The organism is Parvimonas pharyngis (genome assembly GCF_046569675.1).
In the GTDB taxonomy this organism is placed as follows: Bacteria; Bacillota; Clostridia; order Tissierellales; family Peptoniphilaceae; genus Parvimonas.
In genome coordinates, this window is record NZ_JBKICJ010000005.1 from 113,027 (window position 1) to 135,651 (window position 22,625).

General features: G+C 25.2%; 18 protein-coding genes. 17 read left to right on the forward strand and 1 reads right to left on the reverse strand.

Features of this window, described 5'->3' with window-relative positions; translation table 11 throughout:
• The first annotated feature begins 147 nt into the window (after window positions 1–147).
• From ACLGL0_RS06770 to addA, 15 genes are all read left to right on the forward strand, one after another.
• Complete coding sequence (locus ACLGL0_RS06770) at window positions 148–639, forward strand: hypothetical protein (protein ID WP_411014114.1); 492 nt, start codon at window positions 148–150, stop codon at window positions 637–639.
• 14 nt (window positions 640–653) lie between these two features.
• Window positions 654–1,454, forward strand: coding sequence for a peptide chain release factor N(5)-glutamine methyltransferase (prmC, locus tag ACLGL0_RS06775; RefSeq protein ID WP_411014115.1), 801 nt, complete (start codon window positions 654–656; stop codon window positions 1,452–1,454).
• Window position 1,455: 1 nt separating this feature from the next.
• Entirely contained in the window at window positions 1,456–1,977 is a 522-nt protein-coding gene (locus tag ACLGL0_RS06780) for a chromate transporter (protein ID WP_411014116.1), read from the forward strand.
• A 9-nt stretch (window positions 1,978–1,986) separates the two neighbouring features.
• Entirely contained in the window at window positions 1,987–2,523 is a 537-nt protein-coding gene (locus tag ACLGL0_RS06785; RefSeq protein WP_411014117.1) for a chromate transporter, read from the forward strand.
• Between the two features lie 26 nt (window positions 2,524–2,549).
• Complete coding sequence (gene lepB, locus ACLGL0_RS06790) at window positions 2,550–3,122, forward strand: signal peptidase I (RefSeq protein WP_411014118.1); 573 nt, start codon at window positions 2,550–2,552, stop codon at window positions 3,120–3,122.
• A gap of 3 nt (window positions 3,123–3,125) precedes the next feature.
• Window positions 3,126–4,934, forward strand: a complete 1,809-nt coding sequence (gene lepA, locus ACLGL0_RS06795; RefSeq protein WP_411014119.1) for a translation elongation factor 4 — start codon at window positions 3,126–3,128, stop codon at window positions 4,932–4,934.
• Window positions 4,935–4,979: 45 nt separating this feature from the next.
• On the forward strand, window positions 4,980–6,122 hold the full coding sequence (gene hemW, locus ACLGL0_RS06800; protein ID WP_411014120.1) for a radical SAM family heme chaperone HemW: 1,143 nt from the start codon (window positions 4,980–4,982) through the stop codon (window positions 6,120–6,122).
• 369 nt (window positions 6,123–6,491) lie between these two features.
• Window positions 6,492–7,202 (forward strand): hypothetical protein, encoded by a 711-nt coding sequence (locus tag ACLGL0_RS06805; RefSeq protein WP_411014121.1) that lies wholly within the window; start codon window positions 6,492–6,494, stop codon window positions 7,200–7,202.
• A 1-nt stretch (window position 7,203) separates the two neighbouring features.
• Entirely contained in the window at window positions 7,204–7,869 is a 666-nt protein-coding gene (locus ACLGL0_RS06810; protein WP_411014122.1) for an HAD family hydrolase, read from the forward strand.
• 115 nt (window positions 7,870–7,984) lie between these two features.
• Complete coding sequence (locus ACLGL0_RS06815; protein ID WP_411014123.1) at window positions 7,985–9,724, forward strand: ABC transporter ATP-binding protein; 1,740 nt, start codon at window positions 7,985–7,987, stop codon at window positions 9,722–9,724.
• Complete coding sequence (locus ACLGL0_RS06820; RefSeq protein ID WP_411014124.1) at window positions 9,714–11,546, forward strand: ABC transporter ATP-binding protein; 1,833 nt, start codon at window positions 9,714–9,716, stop codon at window positions 11,544–11,546. Before ACLGL0_RS06815 ends, ACLGL0_RS06820 begins: the two co-directional genes overlap by 11 nt.
• 110 nt (window positions 11,547–11,656) lie before the next feature.
• Window positions 11,657–13,201 carry a hypothetical protein gene (locus tag ACLGL0_RS06825; RefSeq protein WP_411014125.1) on the forward strand — a complete coding sequence of 515 codons (1,545 nt, stop codon included), beginning with the start codon at window positions 11,657–11,659 and terminating at the stop codon, window positions 13,199–13,201.
• 11 nt (window positions 13,202–13,212) lie between these two features.
• On the forward strand, window positions 13,213–13,524 hold the full coding sequence (locus ACLGL0_RS06830) for a hypothetical protein (RefSeq protein WP_411014126.1): 312 nt from the start codon (window positions 13,213–13,215) through the stop codon (window positions 13,522–13,524).
• 88 nt (window positions 13,525–13,612) lie between these two features.
• Window positions 13,613–17,071, forward strand: a complete 3,459-nt coding sequence (locus ACLGL0_RS06835) for a PD-(D/E)XK nuclease family protein (protein ID WP_411014127.1) — start codon at window positions 13,613–13,615, stop codon at window positions 17,069–17,071.
• Complete coding sequence (addA, locus tag ACLGL0_RS06840; RefSeq protein WP_411014128.1) at window positions 17,071–20,856, forward strand: helicase-exonuclease AddAB subunit AddA; 3,786 nt, start codon at window positions 17,071–17,073, stop codon at window positions 20,854–20,856. The genes ACLGL0_RS06835 and addA overlap by 1 nt, the downstream gene beginning before the upstream one ends.
• Before the next feature lie 128 nt (window positions 20,857–20,984).
• On the opposite strand, the gene ACLGL0_RS06845 is transcribed toward addA, so the two are convergent.
• Window positions 20,985–21,299, reverse strand: coding sequence for a hypothetical protein (locus ACLGL0_RS06845; RefSeq protein WP_411014129.1), 315 nt, complete (start codon window positions 21,297–21,299; stop codon window positions 20,985–20,987).
• A 249-nt stretch (window positions 21,300–21,548) separates the two neighbouring features.
• Between ACLGL0_RS06845 and ACLGL0_RS06850 the strand changes: the two genes are divergently transcribed.
• Both ACLGL0_RS06850 and ACLGL0_RS06855 read left to right on the forward strand, forming a co-directional pair.
• Window positions 21,549–22,028 (forward strand): hypothetical protein, encoded by a 480-nt coding sequence (locus ACLGL0_RS06850; RefSeq protein WP_411014130.1) that lies wholly within the window; start codon window positions 21,549–21,551, stop codon window positions 22,026–22,028.
• A 166-nt stretch (window positions 22,029–22,194) separates the two neighbouring features.
• Window positions 22,195–22,452 carry a zinc-ribbon domain-containing protein gene (locus ACLGL0_RS06855; RefSeq protein WP_313962427.1) on the forward strand — a complete coding sequence of 86 codons (258 nt, stop codon included), beginning with the start codon at window positions 22,195–22,197 and terminating at the stop codon, window positions 22,450–22,452.
• The last annotated feature ends 173 nt before the right edge of the window (window positions 22,453–22,625 follow it).

The window sequence follows — 22,625 nt, forward strand, 5'->3', positions numbered from 1 at the left end:
ACCTCTTTTTTTATATTATTCTAAAAAATATGAATATTTAGCTTATTATTGCTTATTTTTAATTTATTTTTTTTTCAAATTATGATAAAATAATAATGGATTAATAAGATTATAATTTGTTGTTATCATTATATTAGGGAGAGCTTTATGAAAAAAAATATTAGACCTATAGTTATTATAGTATTAGTCATCGAATTTTTAGGATTAGGAACAATTTTTTATCAATCTAGTGTAGAAAGAGCAAGATTAAGAAAAGAAAGAGAAAAATATTATATTGTTACTGATGCAAATAATAATGATGTCTTAAAAATCGAAAAGAAGTACTTATCTTCTCAAGAGTTAAATAAAATAGTTATTACAAAAGCTGATAACGATAAGAAATATATAATTGAAGATAAAAAATTAATGGAAGATGTTATTGCAAAAGTAGATTTTACAAAATTTGTATCTAATTCGAATCTTACTATGGGAACAATAGACATAACAATAAATTTTGAGAGCAATAATAATATTTTTACAATATCATTATCTGCTGAAGATAAAACAGCTACTTTAAAATATAATGAGTATACTTTTTATGTAACAGTTTCAGATGATTTTTATAATTTTGTCTATGATTTATATTCAAAAATCTCTTAGATTAGGAGTTTTATATGAATATAAAAGATTTAATTAAAAAACATGGAGATACAAATGAGAATTGGCTAATTTTAGAATTTTTAACTGAAAGAAAATTGGTTGAATTAAAAGCTGATTTAAATTTTTGTATTGATGAAATATATGATAAGTTTTTAGAAATAATCGAAAAGAGAAAGCAAAATTATCCGTTACAGTATATTTTTGGGAAATGGGAATTCTATGGATTAGAATTATATGTAGACGAATCAGCTTTGATTCCTAGATTTGAAACAGAAATTTTAGTTGATGAAATTTTAAAAATAGATTGTAAAAAGGATAAAATTTTAGATATTGGTTGTGGAAGTGGAGCTATTAGTCTTGCTTTAGCTGATAATCTTGTAAATTCTTATATTTATGGAATAGACATAAGTGAAGATGCACTAATTTTATCAAAAAAAAATAAAGATAAATTAGGATTAAAAAATGTTGAATTTTTTAGAAGTGATATTTTTTCAAATGTTAATGATAATAATTTTGATATAATTGTTTCAAATCCACCTTATATAGATGAAGTTGATATGAAAACATTAGAAAAAGAGCTATCATTTGAACCTCAAAATGCTTTATATGGAGGAAAAGATGGATTATTTTTTTATAGAGAAATAATAACTAATTCTTTAAACTATTTATCTGATAAAGGTATATTGGCTTTTGAAATTGGATACAATCAAATGGAAGATATTTCTAATTTATTGATTGATAATGGATTTGAAATTTTGATTCAAGAGAAAGATTTTGCAGGTTTTGATAGAATTATAATAGCTAAGAGGAGATAAAATGATTTTAATTAGCTTATTTTTGGTTTTCCTATTTATAGGAGCATATAATTTTGGTGGCGGATATGCTATGATTCCGTTGATTATATCTCTTGTTGTAGATAAATATGGTTGGATAAAAATGTCTGACTTTATAAATTTTGTAACAATTTCACAAGTAACACCTGGACCAATAGCTATAAATCTTGCTACATTTGTTGGTTATACTGTTGGTAATGGTGTTATAGGATCTATTATTGCTACATTAGCAGTAATTCTACCAAGTTTTATTTTAATAACTTTGATTGTAATATTTATGAAAAAGTTTAGTGATAATAAACATATAAAAAATTTCTTTGTTGGAATTAGACCTGTTGTACTTGGCTTAATTGCATCAAGTTGTATTTCAGTAATAGATTCGGACTTTTATTCAATTTATTCATTTATTGTATTTGGAATTATTTTTTATTTAACAACTTTTAAAAATTTACATCCAATAATTGCTATTTTTGTAACTGGATTTATTGGAATGTGGATTATTTAGGAGGCAACAATGTTATTTCAATTATTTAAGACATTTTTATGGATAAGCACTCTAACTGTAGGTGGGGGAGCAGCGATGATACCGGTTATAAATAAAGAAATTGTAGAAAAAAAACAATATATGACTCAAGAAGAATTTCTAGATGCACTTGGTATAGCACAAAGTGTACCGGGAGTTTTAGGTTGCAATATTAGTATTATTGTTGGATATAAAATAAAAGGTATAAAAGGAGCAATAGTTTGCTTAATATGTTCTATTTTACCAGCTTTTTTATCAATACTTTTAATTGCAATATTTTTTAAAGATATGAGTACAAATTACTATGTTAATAAATTCTTTATTGCTGTTAAACCTGCTTTAGTTGCAGTTTTAGCTTCAGCAGTAGTAATTCTTGGTAAGAAGACACAACTAAAAGCATTTCATTATGTAATTGGGTTAGTTGTTTTAATATTAGTTAGCTATTTTAAAATTAGTCCATTTCTAGTTATATTTTTTGGTGGATTTGGATATGTTTTGTATTGTAAATATTTAGTAGATAAACATTAAAAATATAACTTATTTTGGAGGAAGTTATGATAGAAGATAGATTTTATGAAGAAAAAAAAGAGTTAAAAGATAAAAAAGATAATAGTTTTGTAAAAACTTTTTTTGACTATGCAAAAATTATTATTCTTGCACTTTTAATTAGTTTTGGAATAAAAACATTTGGTGTAACAAGTACAATAGTAGATGGAAGAAGTATGAATCCAACAGTAAATCATGGGGATAGACTTATGGTTAATAAATTGTTTTTTATGAAAAAAAATATTACTCGTGGAGATGTTATTGATTTTTATGTTCCAGAATCTAAAAAATATTATCTAAAAAGAGTTATAGCTGTTGAAGGTGATACAGTTGAACTAATAAATGATAGAGTTTATTTAAACGGAAAAAAATTGGAAGAAGATTATGTTAGTACAGAAGTTACTACACCACATAGTGAAACTACAAAATGGGAAGTTCCAAAAGGATATGTTTTCGTTTTGGGGGATAATAGATCAAATAGTAGAGATAGTAGAGATTTAGGTGTTATTTCAAGATCTGATATTGTTGGTAAAATTATATTTAGATATTATCCTTTTAATAATTTAGGAGGGCTAAAGTAATTTATGAAGATAGATCAAAAAAATATTAGAAACTTTTCCATAATTGCACATATAGATCATGGAAAATCTACACTTGCGGATAGATTAATAGAAAAAACAGGAATGATGAGCAAAAGAGAAATGGAAGAACAGGTTTTAGATAGTATGGATCTTGAAAGAGAAAGAGGAATTACTATAAAACTAAAAGCTGTTAAACTTTTCTATAAAGCTAAAAATGGAGAAACTTATGTTTTAAATCTTATAGACACACCAGGACATGTTGACTTTACTTATGAAGTTTCCAGAAGTTTAGCAGCTTGTGAAGGGGCAATTCTAGTAGTAGATGCTACTCAAGGTGTTGAGGCACAAACTTTAGGAAATGTATATTTAGCTTTAGAACAAGATTTAGAAATTTTACCGGTTATAAATAAAATAGATTTACCATCAGCTAGAATTGATGAAGTAAAGGAAGAAATAGAAGATATAACAGGATTTGATACAGATGGAATACCATTAGTTTCTGCAAAAGAGGGACTTAATATTGAAGATGTTTTAGAAGATATTGTAAATAATGTTCCGGCACCTACTGGAGATGAAAATGCTCCACTTAAAGCTCTAATTTTTGATTCATATTATGATTCATATAAAGGTGTTGTGTCTTATGTTCGTGTAGTAGAAGGAACATTAAAAGAAGGCATGACAATCTATATGATGGCAACTAAGGGTAAATTTGAAGTAACAGAAGTAGGATATACAGCATCTGGAAATGTTCAAACTGGAGAATTAAAAGCTGGAGATGTAGGCTATGTTGTAGCTAGTATTAAAAATGTAAAAGATGCAAGAGTTGGGGATACAATTACTGATTACGAAAATATGACTGACTCAGCATTACCAGGATATAAAAAAGTTGTTCCAATGGTTTATTGTGGAATTTATCCAGCTGAAGGTGAAGATTTTAACAGTGTTAGAGAAGCATTAGAAAAACTTCAAGTAAATGACGCTTCATTATCTTTTGAACCTGAAAGCTCTGTTGCTTTAGGCTTTGGATTTAGATGTGGATTCTTAGGATTATTGCATATGGAAATTATCCAAGAAAGACTTGATAGAGAATTTGACTTAAATATAATAACTACTGCTCCATCTGTAATTTATAAAGTTGCAAAGAAAACAGGAGAAATTCTTGAAATTCAAAATCCAAGTAATTTACCAAAAGAAACAGAAATAGAATATATGGAAGAACCTATTGTTGAGGCAAATATTATGACTCCAAAAGATTATGTTGGAACAATAATGGATTTATGTCAAAATAAAAGAGGTATTTTTGAAAATATGGAATATCTGGACCAACATAGAGTTAGTTTAAGATATATTTTGCCATTAAATGAAGTTATTTATGACTTTTTTGATGCATTAAAATCAAAAACAAAGGGATATGCTTCTCTTGATTATGAATTAAAAGGATATCAACGTTCTGATTTAGCAAAACTAGATATTTTAATTAATGGTGATTTAGTTGATGCATTCTCAATAATTGTCCATCGTGAAAAGTCTTATGATAGGGCAAGAAATATTGTTGAAAGACTAAAAGATGAAATTCCAAGACATCAATTTGCAGTACCTATTCAAGCGTCAATTGGATCAAAAGTTATTGCTAGAGAAACAGTTAGAGCTTTGAGAAAAGACGTACTTGCAAAATGTTATGGTGGAGATATCTCAAGAAAGAGAAAATTACTTGAAAAACAAAAAGAAGGTAAGAAGAAGATGCAACAAATTGGTAGCGTAGAAGTACCTCAACAAGCCTTCTTAGCAGTATTAAAATATGATGAAAAATAGAAAAAAGCCTATTAAATAATAGGCTTTTTGCCTAATAGGAGAAAAATGAGAAAACTAGGAATATATATTCACATCCCTTTTTGTGATAAAATTTGCAATTATTGTGATTTTACTGCTTTTCAGGGTGCTAATTCAAAAATAAAAGAATATGTAGAAGCTATAAAAAAAGAGATTGAGTTAAAAGGTAATAAAGAATTTCTAATAGATTCGATTTTTATTGGAGGAGGAACTCCGAGTTTTATAGACGGTGAATATATTTTTGAAATTTTAGAAAAAGTAAGAGAACAATTTACTGTTTTGGAAAATATCGAGATTACAATTGAAACAAATCCAAAAACATTTGATGATAAAAAATTAGAATTTTATAAAAAGTCAAAGATTAATAGACTTTCAGTTGGAATACAAAGCTTTAATGATAAAATATTAAAAGAGCTAGGAAGAAATCATAACTCAAAAGAAGCAATTGATAGCATAAATTTAGTAAAAAAATTTGGATTTGATTTGAATATAGATTTAATTTTTGGCTATCAAAATCAGAGTATTGATGATATTTTATATGATTTAGAAATTGTTAAAAGTATTAATCCAGAACATATCTCTTATTATGCTTTAATTATTGAAGAAAAAACAAAATTTAAAGCATTACAAAATGTAGGAAAACTAAACTTTTTAGACGAAGATATTGAGAGAAAAATGTATCATATTTTAGTTGAAAAATTAGAAAATATTGGACTAAAACAATATGAAGTTTCCAACTTTGCTAAAAATGGAAAAGAGTCAATTCATAATAAAAAATATTGGAATTGTCAAGAATATTTAGGATTTGGTATTTCATCACATTCTTATTTTAATGATGAAAGATTTTCAAATACAGTTAATATTTCAAAATATATAAAAGAACTTGAAAAAGGTAATATTCCAATAGACTTTTGTGAAAAAATTGATATTAATACTAAAAAATTTGAATATATTATAATGAATATGAGATTAAAGGAAGGATTTTTGATTTCTGATTACAATAAACTTTTTGAAGCAGACTTTCTTAATGAAAATAAAGATGCTGTTAAAATAGGTCTTGAAAATAATGTAATTGAAATTAAAGATGATCGAATATATTTTACAAAAAAAGGATTTGATATAATGGATAGTTTTTTTGTAAATTGTAATGTAAAGGAAGTAGGTGATTAAATGAATTTATTAAGTAATATATTAGAAAATATTAATTGTAAATACGAAAAACTATTGAAAAAAATAAATACTGTATTTAATAGTTTATGGTGTTGTATTTACTTGTTATATTTTATAAGTTCATTTTATGTATTAGAATTCCAACTTTCTTATATTTTTAATTTTTCACAAATTTTATTGGGATTCATAATTATATTTAATTTTATGAATACTATTTATTTTCTTTTGAATAAATTTACAAAATATGAGCTTAAGTTTCTGTATCCTCTAAATTTGTTAGTTAAAATATTAGCCTTCTTTAACTTAATTTTGATTTTATACATTTCTATTTTTAAATATGATTTTATATTTTATAATTACTTTTTAACATTGGTTAATTATTCATATGTTATATTTTTAAGTTTAGAATTATTCTTTGTACTATATAGTATAAATAAAGAATTATTTAAAAATAAAGTGGAAGAATTACCAAAAAGTAATGATATAGATAATTGGTTTGATGATGAATATTACGGTTATAGTTTACAACTTAAAGAATTTTTGAATATTGATGTAAAAGAGTATATTAGAACAAACCATGAGAAATTAAAATACTTAGAAGATTTTATTTTTAGTAAATTTCCAACAGAAGAAGATTTAGTTAGGGAAAATTTCTTACTTGAAAAAAACATAAATGTTAATATAAATTCATTTGAATTTTTACAAAAAGCTCTTAGTAGAGGTGCAAAAATAGTAATAGCTTTTGTAATAAGAACAGGTTTAATTTCAACAATTTTAATTTCATCTTTTATTTCAGCTTTTTTTGCTGGTATAAGGTTAATTTTAAGTACTATTGCATCTAAAATTACTATATTTATAGGAAAAAATAATATTACAAAATCAGAAGACTTAAAGACATATGTAATTGTGGGAATTATTGTATTTTTATTTATGATAATAATTTTAGCTTTTCAAAATATAACGCAGATTATAAAGAATATAATTAAAAATAAGAGAAATAAAAAATACAAAGATAATTATTTAAAATTAATAAGATATATGGCTAAAAATTATGATTGTTTAAAAAATAGGGGAAATTAGTATGAAAGCAATATTATTTGATATGGATGGAGTTTTAATAGATTCAGAAATGTTTTATATGAAAGGAACATTTGATTGGATTTCAAAAAAAGGATTTAATGGTAAACTAGAAGATACTTATAGATTAATAGGTACAAATATGGAAGGAACATATAATCTGCTTTTTGAAATGTTAAATGGAAAATATTCAATTTCAGAGATAGACGCAGAAAATAAAAAATATTTTTCAGAAAATCCAATAGATTATAAATCAATTTTAAAACCATTTGTTAAAGAAATACTAAAATTTTTAAAAGAACACAAAATTAAAACGGCAGTTTGTTCATCTAGTCCTAAAAAGACAATTGAAAAAGCACTAAAATCTTGTGAAATTTTAGAATATTTTGACTTTATTGTTAGTTCAGATGAAGTAAAAAAAAGCAAACCCAATCCGGATGTTTATTTAAAAGCTTGTGAAGTTTTAAAAGTTTCAAGTGAAGATGCTTTTGTAATAGAAGACTCCTCAATGGGAATAGAAGCAGGAAAAAATGCAAATATAAAAGTAATAGCACTAAAAGACCACTATTTTGGTCAAGATCAATCAAAGGCAGATTTTATCTTTGAAGATTTAGGAGAAGTTTTAGAATTTTTAAAAAAATTTTTTAAAAAAGTGATTAATTCGCTTTAGTGGGGTATATTATAAATGTTAAATATTATTATATTCTAAAGTTAGAATGTTAAAAACTTAAATATTTTATATTTAAGTTTTTTTATATTTAAGCACATGTTGATGGAGGAAGTTTATGATAAAAACATTAAGTAAGAGTATAAGAGAATATAAAAGAGACTCAATAATGTCTGTTGTTTATATTGTCTTAGAAGTTATTATGGAATGTATAATTCCTTTTATTCTTGCAAATCTTGTAAACGGTATTAGGTCAAATGTTTCAATTGGTGAATTATTTAATCAAGGATTAGTTTTAGTTGTAATGGCTATGCTTTCTTTAGCTTTTGGAATCTTGGCAGGTAAAAAAAGTGCTGTTGCGTCTTCTGGTTTTGCTAGAAATTTAAGAAAGGATATTTTTGAAAAAGTTCAAGGATTTTCATTTGAAAATATAGATTCTTTTTCTAATTCATCATTACTTACAAGACTTACAACAGATGTTACAAATGTTCAAAATGCATTTATGATGATAATTAGACTGGCTATTAGAAGTCCTTTTATGTTTGTTTTCTCATTTGTTATGTCATTTATTATGGGCGGAAAACTTGCGTTTATTTTTGTAATAGTTGTTCCAATACTTTTAATTGGACTAGCATTTATTATTATAAAAGCGATGAAAATTTTCAAAAAAATATTTTATAAATATGATGATATGAATAATACTATTCAAGAAAATATAAAGGCTATAAGACTTGTAAAATCACTAGTTCGTGAGGATTTTGAAATTGATAAATTTGATAAAGTTGCAACTGAAGTAAAAAATGATTTTACAATTGCAGAAAAAATAATATCTTTGAATGCACCTTTAATGCAATTTTGTTTGTATGTAGATACTATTTTGATTTTATTTCTAGGTTCCTATGTTATAGTAGCAGGGGTTAATCCAAGTTTTAATGTTGGACAAATATCTGCTCTTATGACTTATAGTTTTATGATTTTGAGTAGCTTAATGATGTTCTCAATGGTTCTAGTTATGATAACAATGGCGATGGAATCTTCTAAGAGAATTTCTGAAGTTTTAAATACAGAATCAACAATAACAGATGAAAAGTCACTTCACAAAAAATTAAATAGTGGAGAAATTGAATTTAAAAATGTAGTGTTTAAATATTCAGAAGATGCTATTGAAAATGTAATAAATGATGTTTCATTTAAAATTCCTTCAGGCAGTACTGTTGGTATAATAGGAGTTACAGGTTCAGGGAAGAGTACATTGGTACAACTTATTCCAAGACTTTACGATATTAATTCTGGAGAAATTTTAATTGATAATACAAAAATAGAAAATATAGATATTGAATTGTTAAGAGAAGAAGTAGGTATGGTTCTCCAAAAAAATACTTTGTTCTCTGGAACAATTAGAGAAAATTTAAAATGGGGAAACAAAAATGCAACTGATGAAGAACTTGATTTAGTTTGTAATATTGCTCAAGCAACTGAAATTATAAACAAAATGCCTAATGGTTATGATGAGTATATCGAGCAAGGTGGAGCAAATTTATCAGGTGGTCAAAAACAAAGACTTTGTATTGCGAGAGCACTACTAAAGAAACCAAAAATTCTAATTTTTGATGACTCCACATCTGCTGTTGATACAAAAACAGATGAATTGATTAGAAGAGGCTTACAATCTTATATGCCTGAAACTACAAAAATTATAATTGCTCAAAGAATATTATCCGTACGAAATGCTGATATAATTCTAGTAATTGATAAGGGCGAAGTAGTTGCTAATGGAAATCATGAAACCCTAGTAAGACAAGAGGGATTATATCGTGATTTATATTTAACACAAGGAGGAGTTGTAGATGAAAAATAGTAAAAAATCAACTTTATTCAGAGTAATAAAAGAAGTTTTTACAGCTTATCCTTTACTGTTTCCTTTGGTTTTAGTAGGAATAGTTGTTACAGCTGGTATTAGTTCAATTCCAAGTTTGTTTGTACAAAAAATTGTTAGTTTACTTGAAGCTAGAGATCCTTCAGTTTCATGGTCTGTTTTTTCAAAACAAATGATTACTTTAATCTTGATATTAATTGGAGTAGATATATTTTCATTGATATTAACAGCTGTATATAATCTTGCAATGGCTACTATTACACAAGGAACTCTTTATCACATGAGAAAAAAGATGTTTGTAAAAATGCAGACTCTTCCTTTGAAGTATTTTGATACTGAAGGACATGGAGATATAATGAGTTATTATACAAATGATGTTGATGCTTTAAGACAGATGATTTCACAAAGTTTACCAAATGTTTTATCATCATTAGTGGTTGTTGTTACAGTTTTTAGTATAATGTTATATTTTAGTTTATGGATGACTCTAACAGTTTTACTAGGTGTTGCTGCCATGTATTTTGTAACAAAATATGTTGGTAAACATTCAAGAAAATACTTTATTGAGCAACAAAAATCATTGGGAAAAACTGAAGGTTATTTAGAAGAAATGATTTATGGGCAAAAAGTTGTAAAAGTTTTTAATTATGAAGATGAGTCAATGAAAAAATTTAATGAAGTAAATGATAAGTTATTTGACGATTCTCAAAAAGCTAACTCATATGCTAATATACTTGGACCTATTTTAAATAACATAGGAAATATTCTCTATGTTGTTGTTGCAATTGTTGGAGGACTTTTAATATACTTTAATGTATATAATTTAAGTCTTTCAGGTATGGCAATAAGCATAAGTATAGTAGTTCCATTTTTAAATATGACAAAGCAGTTTTCAGGAAATATCAACCAAGTTTCAATGCAACTAAATTCAATTATTATGGGTTTAGCGGGTGTTGAAAGAATTTTTGATCTAATTGACCAAGAACCTGAAGTAGATGAAGGCAAAGTCGAAATATCAAATGAAACTGATAAATATGAATTTGTAAAAGAAAACGGAGAAAAAACAGAAGTTCTAGGAAATATTGATATAAAAAATATTGTTTTTGGATATAATAAAGAAAAAACAGTTTTAAAAAACATCAGTATTACTGCAAAACAAGGAGAAAAAATTGCACTTGTAGGAGCAACCGGAAGTGGAAAAACTACAATTGCAAATCTTATAAATAGATTTTATGATGTAAATAGTGGAGAGATTTTATTTGACGGAATAAATGTAAATTCAATAAAAAAAGCTGACCTTAGAAAAAATGTAGGTGTTGTTTTACAAGAAACAAATCTATTTACTGGAACAGTTTTAGAAAATTTAAGATATGGGCATTTAGATGCTACAAGAGAAGAATGTATCGAAGCTTGTAAAAAAACTGGAGCTCATGAATTTATTGAAAAACTTCCTGAACAATATGATACTGTATTAAGAAGTGGTGGAGAAAATTTATCTCAAGGTCAAAGACAGCTACTTGGAATTTCAAGAGCATTACTTGAAAACAAACCTGTTCTTATTCTTGATGAAGCTACTTCTTCAATAGATACAAAAACAGAAAATGTTGTTCAAAAAGCTATGTATGTTTTAATGGAAGGTAGAACTGTTTTTATAATTGCTCATAGACTTTCTACAATTTCAAACTCTGATAGAATAATCGTTCTGGATAATGGAGAAATTTTAGAAATGGGAACTCATGATGAATTGATTGAAAAACAAGGAAGATACTATCAATTATATACAGGAAAATTTGAACTGGATTAATAAGTTAAAAAATCAAAGTCTGTAATTTGACTTTGATTTTTTTATGATATATAATATATATGTATATATGTTTATGATATATATAATATTTTTACAATGGGAGGATTAAAATGAAATTGAGAAAATTGTTTGTTGGTTGTGTATTAGTGTTTACAATTATTTTATCTAATAGTAGGATAGATAATAAATTTGTTTTAAGAAAAGAAATCGTTTCCGCCGATGCAAGTGGAACTTGGAAAAAAAGTAATGATGGCAGATGGTGGTTTGCATATTCTTATGGAGGTTATGCAGTAGGATGGGAAATAATAGGAGGTAAATGGTATCATTTTAATTCTTCTGGTTGGATGGAAACAGGGTGGATTAATCCTGACGGAAATTGGTATTATCTTGATGATTCTGGAGCTATGGTGATAGGATGGTTACACTGGGGAAGTAAATTATATTATTTGAAAGAATCAGGTGTTATGGTTACAGGTTTTTATAAAATAGATGGTAGAATGAGGTATTTTAATGAAAAAGGTGAAAATGTTTTAAATATTAATGCTTGGTTTGTTGGAGCTAACTACGGATATTATAGTGAAGATGAAAAGAACATAGACACAACAAGTGAGATACTTTATGCTAGAGAAAAATATTCTTTGTTTGGATATATTTCTGACTACTCATTAGAACCAACTTATAACGTTATTACTGGTAAAAATTCCAATGGCATTCCAAGGATGGCAAGTCCAATTCAAATATATTCTGGACATGGTTCTCCAATATCAATGTCGTTTGATTACAAAGGAAAATATGATAATCATTATAAGTATATGTCAGGAATACATTTTAAAAGAGATTTCACTAGTGAGTTTGGAGAAAGATATGCAACACTGAAAGCGAGTGACATGCAAAATGTTAAATTGATAATTTTTGCGGGATGTAGCACTGCAGATAATGTTGATAATAATATAACTTATAGAGCATATTATCTAGGAGCTAAGACTTCAATTGGATGGAGAATGACAACTAAAGTTTTAAGTCATAATATGTGGTTAAAACGATTTAATGATGCTATTTGTAATAATTATTGTATACAAGATGCTTTGGATATTGCGAATAGTTATATGTATCCAGATAATGAGGTTAAATTATATAAAATTTATGGAGATAAGTATCAATTTTTGAATATATCTCCAAATAGAAAAAGCTTAAATACAAAAGTATATAATACTAGAGGAAAAGTTAAAAATTTTGTAAAAAAAGATATTTATCAATATATATTGGAAGTAGATGAAAAGTTTAATGTTAACGAATACAAAGAAACAAAAATTGAGAATGATGGATTAACAATATATGAATTTAATAAATTAGTTAAAGGTAGCAAGACATTAGAAGGATATGTTGTTACTGTTAGAAATGGTAGTATTCTTGTGACAAAAAGTGATGAAAAATTAAATTTTGGTATAAATGATAGAAATACTATAAAAAAAGATTCAAAATATAAAAATAACATTATTTTATTCGTTAGTGAAAATCTTAAATTAAATGGAACTATAAAAATTGTAAAGTCGGGAAATATATATGAAAATGGAAAGTTCTATATAAAACATGATTTAGAACATATTAAAAATGATGGAAGTAAAATTATCATTTCAATATTTGAAGAAATATAAGGAGAAATAATATGAAAAATAAACCTTTTAAGTTATTTTTAATTTTACTTTTATTTTTTGGATTACTACTTGCTTATAATCATTTTAAAGTTGAAGTAGATGAAGAAATTTTAAAAACAGAATCTGTAATATTAGAAAAAGAAAAGACTATTAAAGAATATGTAGATAATGCTAATAAAGATGTAAAAGATAAAAAATTGGTAGTTGTTTCTCATAAAAAAGTTAAGGATACAAATGGGAAAGTATATACTAGATATGATTTGCAAATTGAAAATGCTAGCGGAACAAAATCAAAAATATTTTCAGTTTATAGAAAAGAATAGTTTACAAAGAGTTACTTAAGTGGTAACTCTTTTTTGTTGTTTCGAAATATGATAAAATAATCATATCAGATTGAAAGAGGTAATTATTGTGGCAGTTGGATTTATAACAGGAAGATTTGGAGCGGATAGGACTGATAAGATTTTAGAGCTTTGTTTTGAAGAGGCTAAAAGAGAAGATAAAAAGCCTATTTATATTTTAGTTCCGGAAAAATTTACATATGAAATGGAAAAAAGATTAAGTGAAAAGCTTGAAGATGAAAAAAATATTGATCCTAATTTTAGAATTAGAGTTGTTAGTTTTTCAACTTTAAGTAAAATTGTATTTACCAATGTCGGTGGACTTAAGGAGAGAAGACTTACGACAAGTGCTAGAAGTCTTTTAACTTTTAAAGCAATGGACTTGGTTTCAAAAGATTTGATTACTTTTAAATCTGATGATTTTAAAATGGGTTTTGTAAACAATATTATGGATATGATAATAGAGTTTAAGCAAAATGATTTTTCAGTTACGGATGTTTTTTTACTTACAGAAAATGTTAAAAACGAGTCTTTAAAATTTAAAATGCAAGATTTATATAATATTTATAAGTCTTATGAAAATTTGATTGATAAAAAATACTCTGATACAGAAGATACTTTGAATATTTTTGCCCAAAAACTTGATGATTTTGAAAGTATCAAAGGAGCAACTATTTTCGTTGATGAATATATGGACTTTACTCCTGCTCAATACTTGGTAATTGAAAAGTTAATCTATTTTTCAAAAAATATTTATTTTTCTCTTTTAACTGATTTTAAAAATTTACATTCAAAAATGAATATGTTCGCTAGAAGTAATTCTACAATTTTGAATATTAAAAATATATGTGAGAAGCATAATATTCCATTACTTAGCAATGTTTCACTTTCAAATGAAAGCTATTATAATTCTGATGATTTATACTTCTTAGAAAAAAGTGTAGGAGATTTTTCTGCAAAACCATATTATAAAGATTCTGAAAATATTAGAATTATAAAGTTTAAAAATATTTATGATGAAGTTTCTTTTATTGCAGAAGAAATTTCAAAATTAGTTAAGACAAAAAAATATAGATACAATGATATAACTCTTTGTATGAGAAGTTTAGAAGAATATTCTTATATAATTGAAAGAGTTTTTGATGATTATAAAATTGATTATTTCTTAGATGAAAAAATTTCAATTATGGAAAATCCAATTATTATTCTAATACTATCTATTTTAGATATGAAAGATAAAAAATATTCCTATGATTCTGTTTTTAGATATTTAAAAAGTGGTCTAACTGGAATTTCAAATGAAGATATTTTTCTTCTAGAAAACTATGTAATTGCTAATGATATAAAAGGTAATCGTTGGTTTGATGAATTGTGGAGCAAGTCAATCGTCCATAGTGTTGAAGAAGAAAGTGACGATGAAAAACTTGAAAAGATAAATGAGATTAAAAATTTAGTGGTAGCTCCGATTAAAAATTTACATGAAAAGTTAAAAGGTAGAAATACAGTAAAAGATATTTGTAAATATTTATATGAGTTTACTTTAGAAATTGGTCTTTTTGATAGAATAAATGAATTTGTAATGGATTTTCAAAATGAAGGGAATTTGTATAAGGCAAAAGAGTATTCTCAAGTGTGGGGAAGTTTCATTGGGATATTAGATGAGTTAGTTGAATTTATGGGAGATGATAAAATTTCCTACTCTAAATTTTTAAATTTAATTAAAACTGAAATTGAAAATATTGAACTTGGAATTGTACCACCTTCAAAAGATGAAATCTTTATTACAACAGTTGATAGAATGAAAAAACCTTCTACAAAAGTAGCTTTTGTATTGGGTGTTAACGATGGAAATTTTCCAAAAAACATTGTTGATAATGATTTAATTAGTGAAAATGAAAAAGAAAATTTAAAAACTTTAGGATTAAATTTTTCAAATAATAATTTAATTAAAACTACTGATGAGCAATTTTTAAGTTATAAGACTTTTAGTATTGCCAAAGAAAAGTTGTATATAACTTATCCTATTTCTGATTTGGAAGGAAAGAGTCTTTTAGTTTCGAGATTTGTGAAAAAGATGTTATTTCTTTTTAAAAATTTAGAAATTGAAAGCATAGATTTCTTTAAAAATTTTACTATTATGGATATTTTTGAAACTTTCTCTAAAGAGAGGTTATACCAAATTTTAGTATCCAATATAGATGCTTTAAATTCAAATAAATTGAGTGAAAATGACAAATTCAATTTTAGAGAAATAATTGATTTCTTGATAGAAGATAAAGATTATAAGTATAAGATTGAAATTTTAAAGGATAAACTAAACTACAAAAAAGAAACAGAAAATATCAAAGATTATACATCATTCCTTTATGAAAGTGGAAATGTAAGTATTTCAAAATTAGAAAACTTTGTGCGTTGTCCTTTTTCATATTTTATAAATTATGGACTTAGAGTAAAGGAAAGAGAAGTATATGACTTTTCTCCTGCTGATTATGGAACTTATTGTCATAAGATTTTTGACGACTTTTTTAAAGGTGTTTACGAAAATAACATTGATTGGAATACAATTGATAGAGAATTTATCCAAAGGGAAGTCGAAAAATTAACAGCAAAAATGGCTGAAAAGTCTAATTTTATTCTTGAAAGCTCTCCAAAATATAAATATTTTTCAAGTATTACACAAAAAAATATTGTTGAAAGCATAGAAATTATGGCTGAACAAGTAAGACGTGGTAATTTTATTCCAACAGGTTTTGAAACGGAATTTGGAGATGAGTCTATCAAGCCAATCTCATATACTTTAAAAAATGGAAAGGATATTAAATTAGTTGGGAAGATTGATAGGATTGACGTTTTTAAGGGTGAAAATTCAGACTTTTTGAGAATTATTGATTACAAGTCTTCAAAAAGAGATATTGACTTGAATCAAGTTTATGCTGGGCTTCAACTTCAACTTTTTGTATATATGAATGCAATTTTATCTTCAAATAAAGATAGATATAAACCAGCAGGATTATTTTATAGTGATTTTACTACAAATTTGGTTGGTTTTGAAACTTATTCAAAAATGCTTGATATGAGTGATGATAGCTTTTATAGTGAAAAACTTAAGAGAAATAAGCTTACCGGTTTTGTTATCAAGGATATGGAACTTTTAAAGAATCTAGATAAAACTTTAGAAGAAAATAGATTAACTTCTGAAATACTTCCTATCAAACTGAAATCAAAAGGTCAAGAAATTGGAGCAGGTACTTTAGGATTGACAACTGATGAATTTGAAATAGTAAATGAATTTGTTTTAAATAAGACTAAGGATATTTGTGAAGAGATCTATGATGGAAATATTGATATAAAACCTTTCAGGTATAAGGATAAAAAGCCTTGTGATTATTGCAAATATAAATCCATTTGTAGATTTGATATTAAGCATAATAAATATAATAATATTAAGAATTTAGTAACAAAAGACAAACCGAATGAAGTATTTGAAAAAATGGAATTAAAAAATAAAGAGAAAAGAGGTGAGAAATAGTGAGTGAAGTAAAGTGGACTAAAGAGCAAAAACAAGTAATAGATAGTAGGAATACTAATTTACTTGTATCCGCTGCAGCAGGTTCTGGAAAAACGGCTGTACTTATTGAAAGAATTATTGAGCTTGTTTTAGATGAAAAAAATCCTATAGATATAAATAAATTACTTGTTGTAACTTTTACAAAATTGGCTGCATCTGAAATGAGAGAAAGAGTAAGTAAGGCTATTGAAAAGAAACTTGAAGAAAATCCAGAAAATGAATATCTTCAAAAACAATTAATGCTCCTTAGTGGTGCTGACATCACAACTATTGACTCTTTTTGTAAGGATGTTTTGAAATCTTATGCTCATTTGGTAAATTTGGATAACAATATAAAAGTAATAGATCCTAGTGAAAATGAAGTTTTAGCAAAAGAAGTTATGCAAGAACTATTTGAAGAGCTTTATGAAAATAATGATGAAAATTTTTTAAGATTAGTTGATTGGTATGTTAAGAAAAATACGGATGAAGGACTTTTGCAACTTTTATTAAATGTAAATAATTTTGTAAATTCACATCCTTTTCCAGATATTTGGTTAAATGAAAAGGCAGAATTTTTTAATACAAAGATAAAGGACGATGATTTCTATTTAGAAAATTATATCTTGGATATTGCAAAAGATGTAGATATGGATTTGGAATTTTTTGAACTTAGTATTAAAAATAATTTGAAAAAAATTGAAAATTATCCTGAACTTGAAAAATATTTAAATATCTATAATACTTTGTTGGATGCATTATCTGTTGTAAAGGAAAGTTTAAAGACATTTTTAAAGGATAATACAAAATTTGATGAATTAAAAAAATCATCTTATGAATTTTTACATTCAGATTTTGGAAGTTTTAGAATTTCAAAATGTGATGAAGATGTAAAAGAAATATATAATAAAGTAAAAAAAGAAATAGATAGTTTAAAAGATGGAATTAAAGAATCTCTTGAGAGTTTAAATTTGAATATAGAAAATATAAAGATAGAAAGTGATTTAATCTATCCTTATGTTCGCGCTATTTCTGATATTGTAATTAAATTTAAGGAAAAGTTTTGGGAGAGAAAACAAAAATTTAATTATGTAGATTTTGCCGATATTGAACACTTGGCATTAGAGATACTTGTAGATATTGATGAAGATGGAAATATTAAACCGTCAAAAGCTGCTTTGGAATATCAAGAAAAATATGCTGAAGTTTTTATTGACGAATATCAAGACAGCAACCTAGTTCAAGAAATTCTTTTATCAGCAGTTGCTAAAGAAAATAATAGATTTATGGTTGGAGATGTTAAACAGAGCATTTATAGATTTAGACAGGCAGATCCAAGTATTTTTATGGAAAAGTATGAAAATTATTATAGAGTAGAGGATGATATTGACAGTTTTAATAGAAAGATAATGCTCTATGCGAATTTTAGAAGTCGAAAAGAAATTCTTGAGGGAACAAATCTAGTTTTTTCAAAAATAATGAAAAAAGAAACGGGAGAACTTGATTATACTGTTGATGAAAGATTAAATCCTATGGCAAGTTTTAAAGAAAGTGATGAAAATGTCGGTGGTGCAGTTGAAATTCTTTTGGTTGATGAAAAATCAGATGATGAGGACGAAGATGAGATAATTTTAACTGATGAGTATTCAGAAGATTTTGAGGAGATGAAATCTTTTAGGCTTGAATGTATAAAAATTGCAAACACAATCTACAATATGATGAACAATAAAGAAAATCCTTTTAAAGTTTATGATAAAAATTTGGATGATTATAGAAAAGTTGATTACAAAGATATTGTTATTTTGATGCGTTCTCCAAGCAGTAATACAAAAATTTTAGAAGAAGTATTTTTAGAATATAATATTCCAATTTATGCAGAGAGTACGGGTGGATATTTTGATACTTTTGAAGTAGATACAATAATTAATTTACTCAAGATTATAGATAATCCTATGCAAGATATTCCTCTTCTTTCAGTAATGTATTCTCCAATTTATAATTTTACACCAACAGAATTAAGTCAAATAAGACTTGTAGATAGAGAATTAAAATTTTATGAGCTTTTAACTAAGATATTAGATGATGAAAATATAGAAATTAGAGCAAGTATAAGAGAAAAAATTTCAAAATTTATTTCCGATTTAAAATTATTTATTGAAAAGAAAACTCTAGTATCAGCTGATGAACTAATATGGTTTTTATATAATTATACAGGATACTATAATTATGTCGGACTTTTAGATATGGGAGATCAGAGAAAGACAAATCTTATGTTACTTTTCGAAAAGGCAAAAAATTATGAAAAAAATTCTTATAAGGGATTATTCAATTTTGTAAATTATATTCAAAAAATCAGTTTAAAAAGTGATATTTCAGAGGCGAAACTAATTTCTGAAGATGCGAATGTAGTTAAAATAATGAGTATTCATAAGAGCAAAGGCTTGGAATTTCCTATTGTATTTCTTGCAAATACGAATAAGAAATTTAATTTTAGAGCAGACGACAGCAATTTGGTTTTACATCAAAAACTTGGTTTCGGTCCTGTTGTTTATGATATGGATAAGAAAACTTCATTTAACAGTATTATGAAGAAAAAAATTGAAAAATTTAAGAAGAATGAACAAATTGCTGAAGAAATGAGGCTTCTTTATGTCGCAATGACAAGGGCAAAAGAAAAACTCATAATAACCGGAAGAGTAAAAGATTATGAGAATTTAAAAGAAGAAATAAGCACCGGAATTGATGAAAGAGGCAATATAAGTAATTATAAAATTCTAAAAATAAATAATTATCTCGATTGGATATTAAGTTCTATTGATAATCTTACAGTTTATGGAAAGAGTTTGAATTGTTTGGGAAGAGAAGAAAACTTTTTAGGAAATGAAGATTTAAAATTTCAATTAAATGTAAATACTAAAACAGAGGAATTTATAGAATATCAAAGAATTAAAGAAGAAATAAAAACCAATGAAATAATTTCTGAAGAAGATGATATTGAAGTTAAACAAGAAATGCGAACTGTTAAAGAATTCTTAGAAGATAGATTTAATAAAGAATATGTTTATAAAAATGTTTTAAACAAGCCATCAAGTATTACTGTTTCTGAGATTAAAAAGATGATTCAGGAAGAAGATGAGGAAAAACATCAAAAATATTATAAAGAAAATTTTGTTTTAAAAACTCCGTCATTTATTCATCAAGGTGAGGAAAAAGTCGGTTTTAATTCTGCAGAAAAAGGAACTATTTTCCATTTGGCTATGCAACTTTTAGACTTTTCAAAATTTGATACAGAAGATGCTTCAAAAATAAGAGAAGAAGTAAAGTTGCAAATAAATTCATTTGTTGAAAAAAATATTATGAGCTTGGACGAAGCAGAAACGATAAATATTAATTGGATTGTAAAATTTATTCAGTCTGATATTTTTAAAGAAATTTACATTGCAAATAAATCTGAAAAATTATTTAAAGAAAAAGCCATTGACTATAATATAAAATTGAAAAATCTATTTAAAGATGAAAATATTTCAGAAGACGAAAAAATTATGGTAGTTGGAATAATTGACCTTTTCTTTGAAAATAGAAATGGGGAAATAATTTTATTGGATTACAAGACAGATTATGTAACAAAAGAAAATCTTGAAGAAGTAAAGGAAAGATATAAAGTACAATTGGATTTATATAAATCAGCAATTGAAGATATTTCCGGCAAAAAAGTTGCCAAAAAGGGATTATATCTATTTGGAATAAATGAATTTGTTGAAATTTAAAAACCAAAGTCAAAACTTGACTTTGGTTTTTTGAATGATATTTATATAAAATTAAATTATATGAAAAAGTCGATTATCAAATATTATATTCTTTAGATATAGTATATATAATCCGCTTTTTTATTTTACTAATCTATTAAATTTAGAATATCTGAATAGATTGAAGGAATTGATAAAAGTAGAATTATATTTAAAATAGTAAATAAAAATTCTATTTTTTTATTGTTAAGATGCTTTAAGTTCATTATACTTATTGTACTTAAGATTAGAGGAATAAAAATTCCAATTAAGTCTATAAAAAATGAATGTTTATTTTTATATGGTAGATATGATAGATATTTATTAGTAATCATACCTCCGATAATTCTTGATAAAAATGCTATAATCAAAGTTATTATTGAAATATTTTTCTTATCAATATATTTTAAAACTAGGGTTTTCACACTATTCTCCTTTCATAATGGAAAATCATTGCATCTTGAATATATATATTCTCCATGGTTCTATATTTCATTAAAATTATTAAGTATACACAATATATGATATATATATTTAAAGCAATTATATCATATTTATTTTTTTATTCAATAGTTTTTTAATATTATTAGAATATTATTATTTGACTTTATAAAAATTTTAGTTATATAATATAAGTAAGTTGTACGATAAGAATTTCAGGAGGAATTTTGATTATGAAAAATAAGAAACTTTTTAAAATCATATCAATAATTTTTGCTCTAATATGTATAGTATTTTTATCAGTATTTTTAAGATATAAATATGAATTACATTCTTTAAAAAATGAAATTGTAAATAATGAAGTAATTAAAATATATTTCGAAGGAAGTGGATATACAGTAAATATAGAGTCTAAAGAGGATAAAAAAGAGTTTTTTAATCTAATTTCTGATTGTAAATTTAGATTTAAAATTACAATGGAAGATACAGAAAAATCTTCACCTTCTGTAGAAACTGAATTTAATGGAAATGAAATATTTATTTTTGTTTATTCAAAAACTTCAAGGATTGATTTTAATCTTAAAAATAAATATTATTTGCTTAACTATAAAAGAAAAGATATTTCTGAAAAAAGTTTAATTAAAATATATGAAAAGTTTTGTAAAAATTATAAAGAAGATAGTAATTATATTAAGTTAAAAGCTAGAAATTAATTTTTTCACAAACTTTTATATTTTGTGATTTAAATGCTTGATTTTATAAAAGTATAGGTGTATAATAAATATGGTTTTAAGGATAATGAAAATAATTCTTGAAGAATATTTTTAAAATTTTAAAGATTATATAATGCTATATAAATTATGGTATTTAGGAGGTAAAATGATAATTTTTTATGGATCAAAAGTAAGAAGTAAAAAAATTGGTCAAACAAAAGAAGCTTGTCATTGTGATCATTGTGATAATACTTCAATATGGACACTTTACAATGATAAAAAATGGTTTACATTATTTTTTATTCCAATTTTTCCATTTTCATCAAAGAAGTTTTTATCATGTCCAGTTTGTGGCTGGGGAATTAAAGTAGATGATAAAAACTCTGATAGAATAATGCCAATGGTGGAATTGTTTGATAAATAGTTATTGTAATATTAAAAATATCATATAGTTTACTTATGATGAAGATAAACTTATTTTAAATAAGCTTATTGTGAATTAGCTTAAAACTTTATATTTTAATAAAAATAAATTTTCAAACTTGTTTACAGTTGAGTTCATCATTCCGTAAACAAGTTTATTTTTTATTATCGCAA

Coding starts and splice junctions, on each gene's coding strand:
- lepA (WP_411014119.1), top strand. CDS start 3,126: ATGAAGATAGATCAAAAAAATATTAGAAACTTTTCCATAATTGCACAT.
- ACLGL0_RS06770 (WP_411014114.1), top strand. CDS start 148: ATGAAAAAAAATATTAGACCTATAGTTATTATAGTATTAGTCATCGAA.
- hemW (WP_411014120.1), top strand. CDS start 4,980: ATGAGAAAACTAGGAATATATATTCACATCCCTTTTTGTGATAAAATT.
- ACLGL0_RS06780 (WP_411014116.1), top strand. CDS start 1,456: ATGATTTTAATTAGCTTATTTTTGGTTTTCCTATTTATAGGAGCATAT.
- ACLGL0_RS06850 (WP_411014130.1), top strand. CDS start 21,549: ATGAAAAATAAGAAACTTTTTAAAATCATATCAATAATTTTTGCTCTA.
- ACLGL0_RS06785 (WP_411014117.1), top strand. CDS start 1,987: ATGTTATTTCAATTATTTAAGACATTTTTATGGATAAGCACTCTAACT.
- ACLGL0_RS06830 (WP_411014126.1), top strand. CDS start 13,213: ATGAAAAATAAACCTTTTAAGTTATTTTTAATTTTACTTTTATTTTTT.
- ACLGL0_RS06820 (WP_411014124.1), top strand. CDS start 9,714: ATGAAAAATAGTAAAAAATCAACTTTATTCAGAGTAATAAAAGAAGTT.
- lepB (WP_411014118.1), top strand. CDS start 2,550: ATGATAGAAGATAGATTTTATGAAGAAAAAAAAGAGTTAAAAGATAAA.
- ACLGL0_RS06855 (WP_313962427.1), top strand. CDS start 22,195: ATGATAATTTTTTATGGATCAAAAGTAAGAAGTAAAAAAATTGGTCAA.
- ACLGL0_RS06810 (WP_411014122.1), top strand. CDS start 7,204: ATGAAAGCAATATTATTTGATATGGATGGAGTTTTAATAGATTCAGAA.
- ACLGL0_RS06825 (WP_411014125.1), top strand. CDS start 11,657: ATGAAATTGAGAAAATTGTTTGTTGGTTGTGTATTAGTGTTTACAATT.
- ACLGL0_RS06815 (WP_411014123.1), top strand. CDS start 7,985: ATGATAAAAACATTAAGTAAGAGTATAAGAGAATATAAAAGAGACTCA.
- prmC (WP_411014115.1), top strand. CDS start 654: ATGAATATAAAAGATTTAATTAAAAAACATGGAGATACAAATGAGAAT.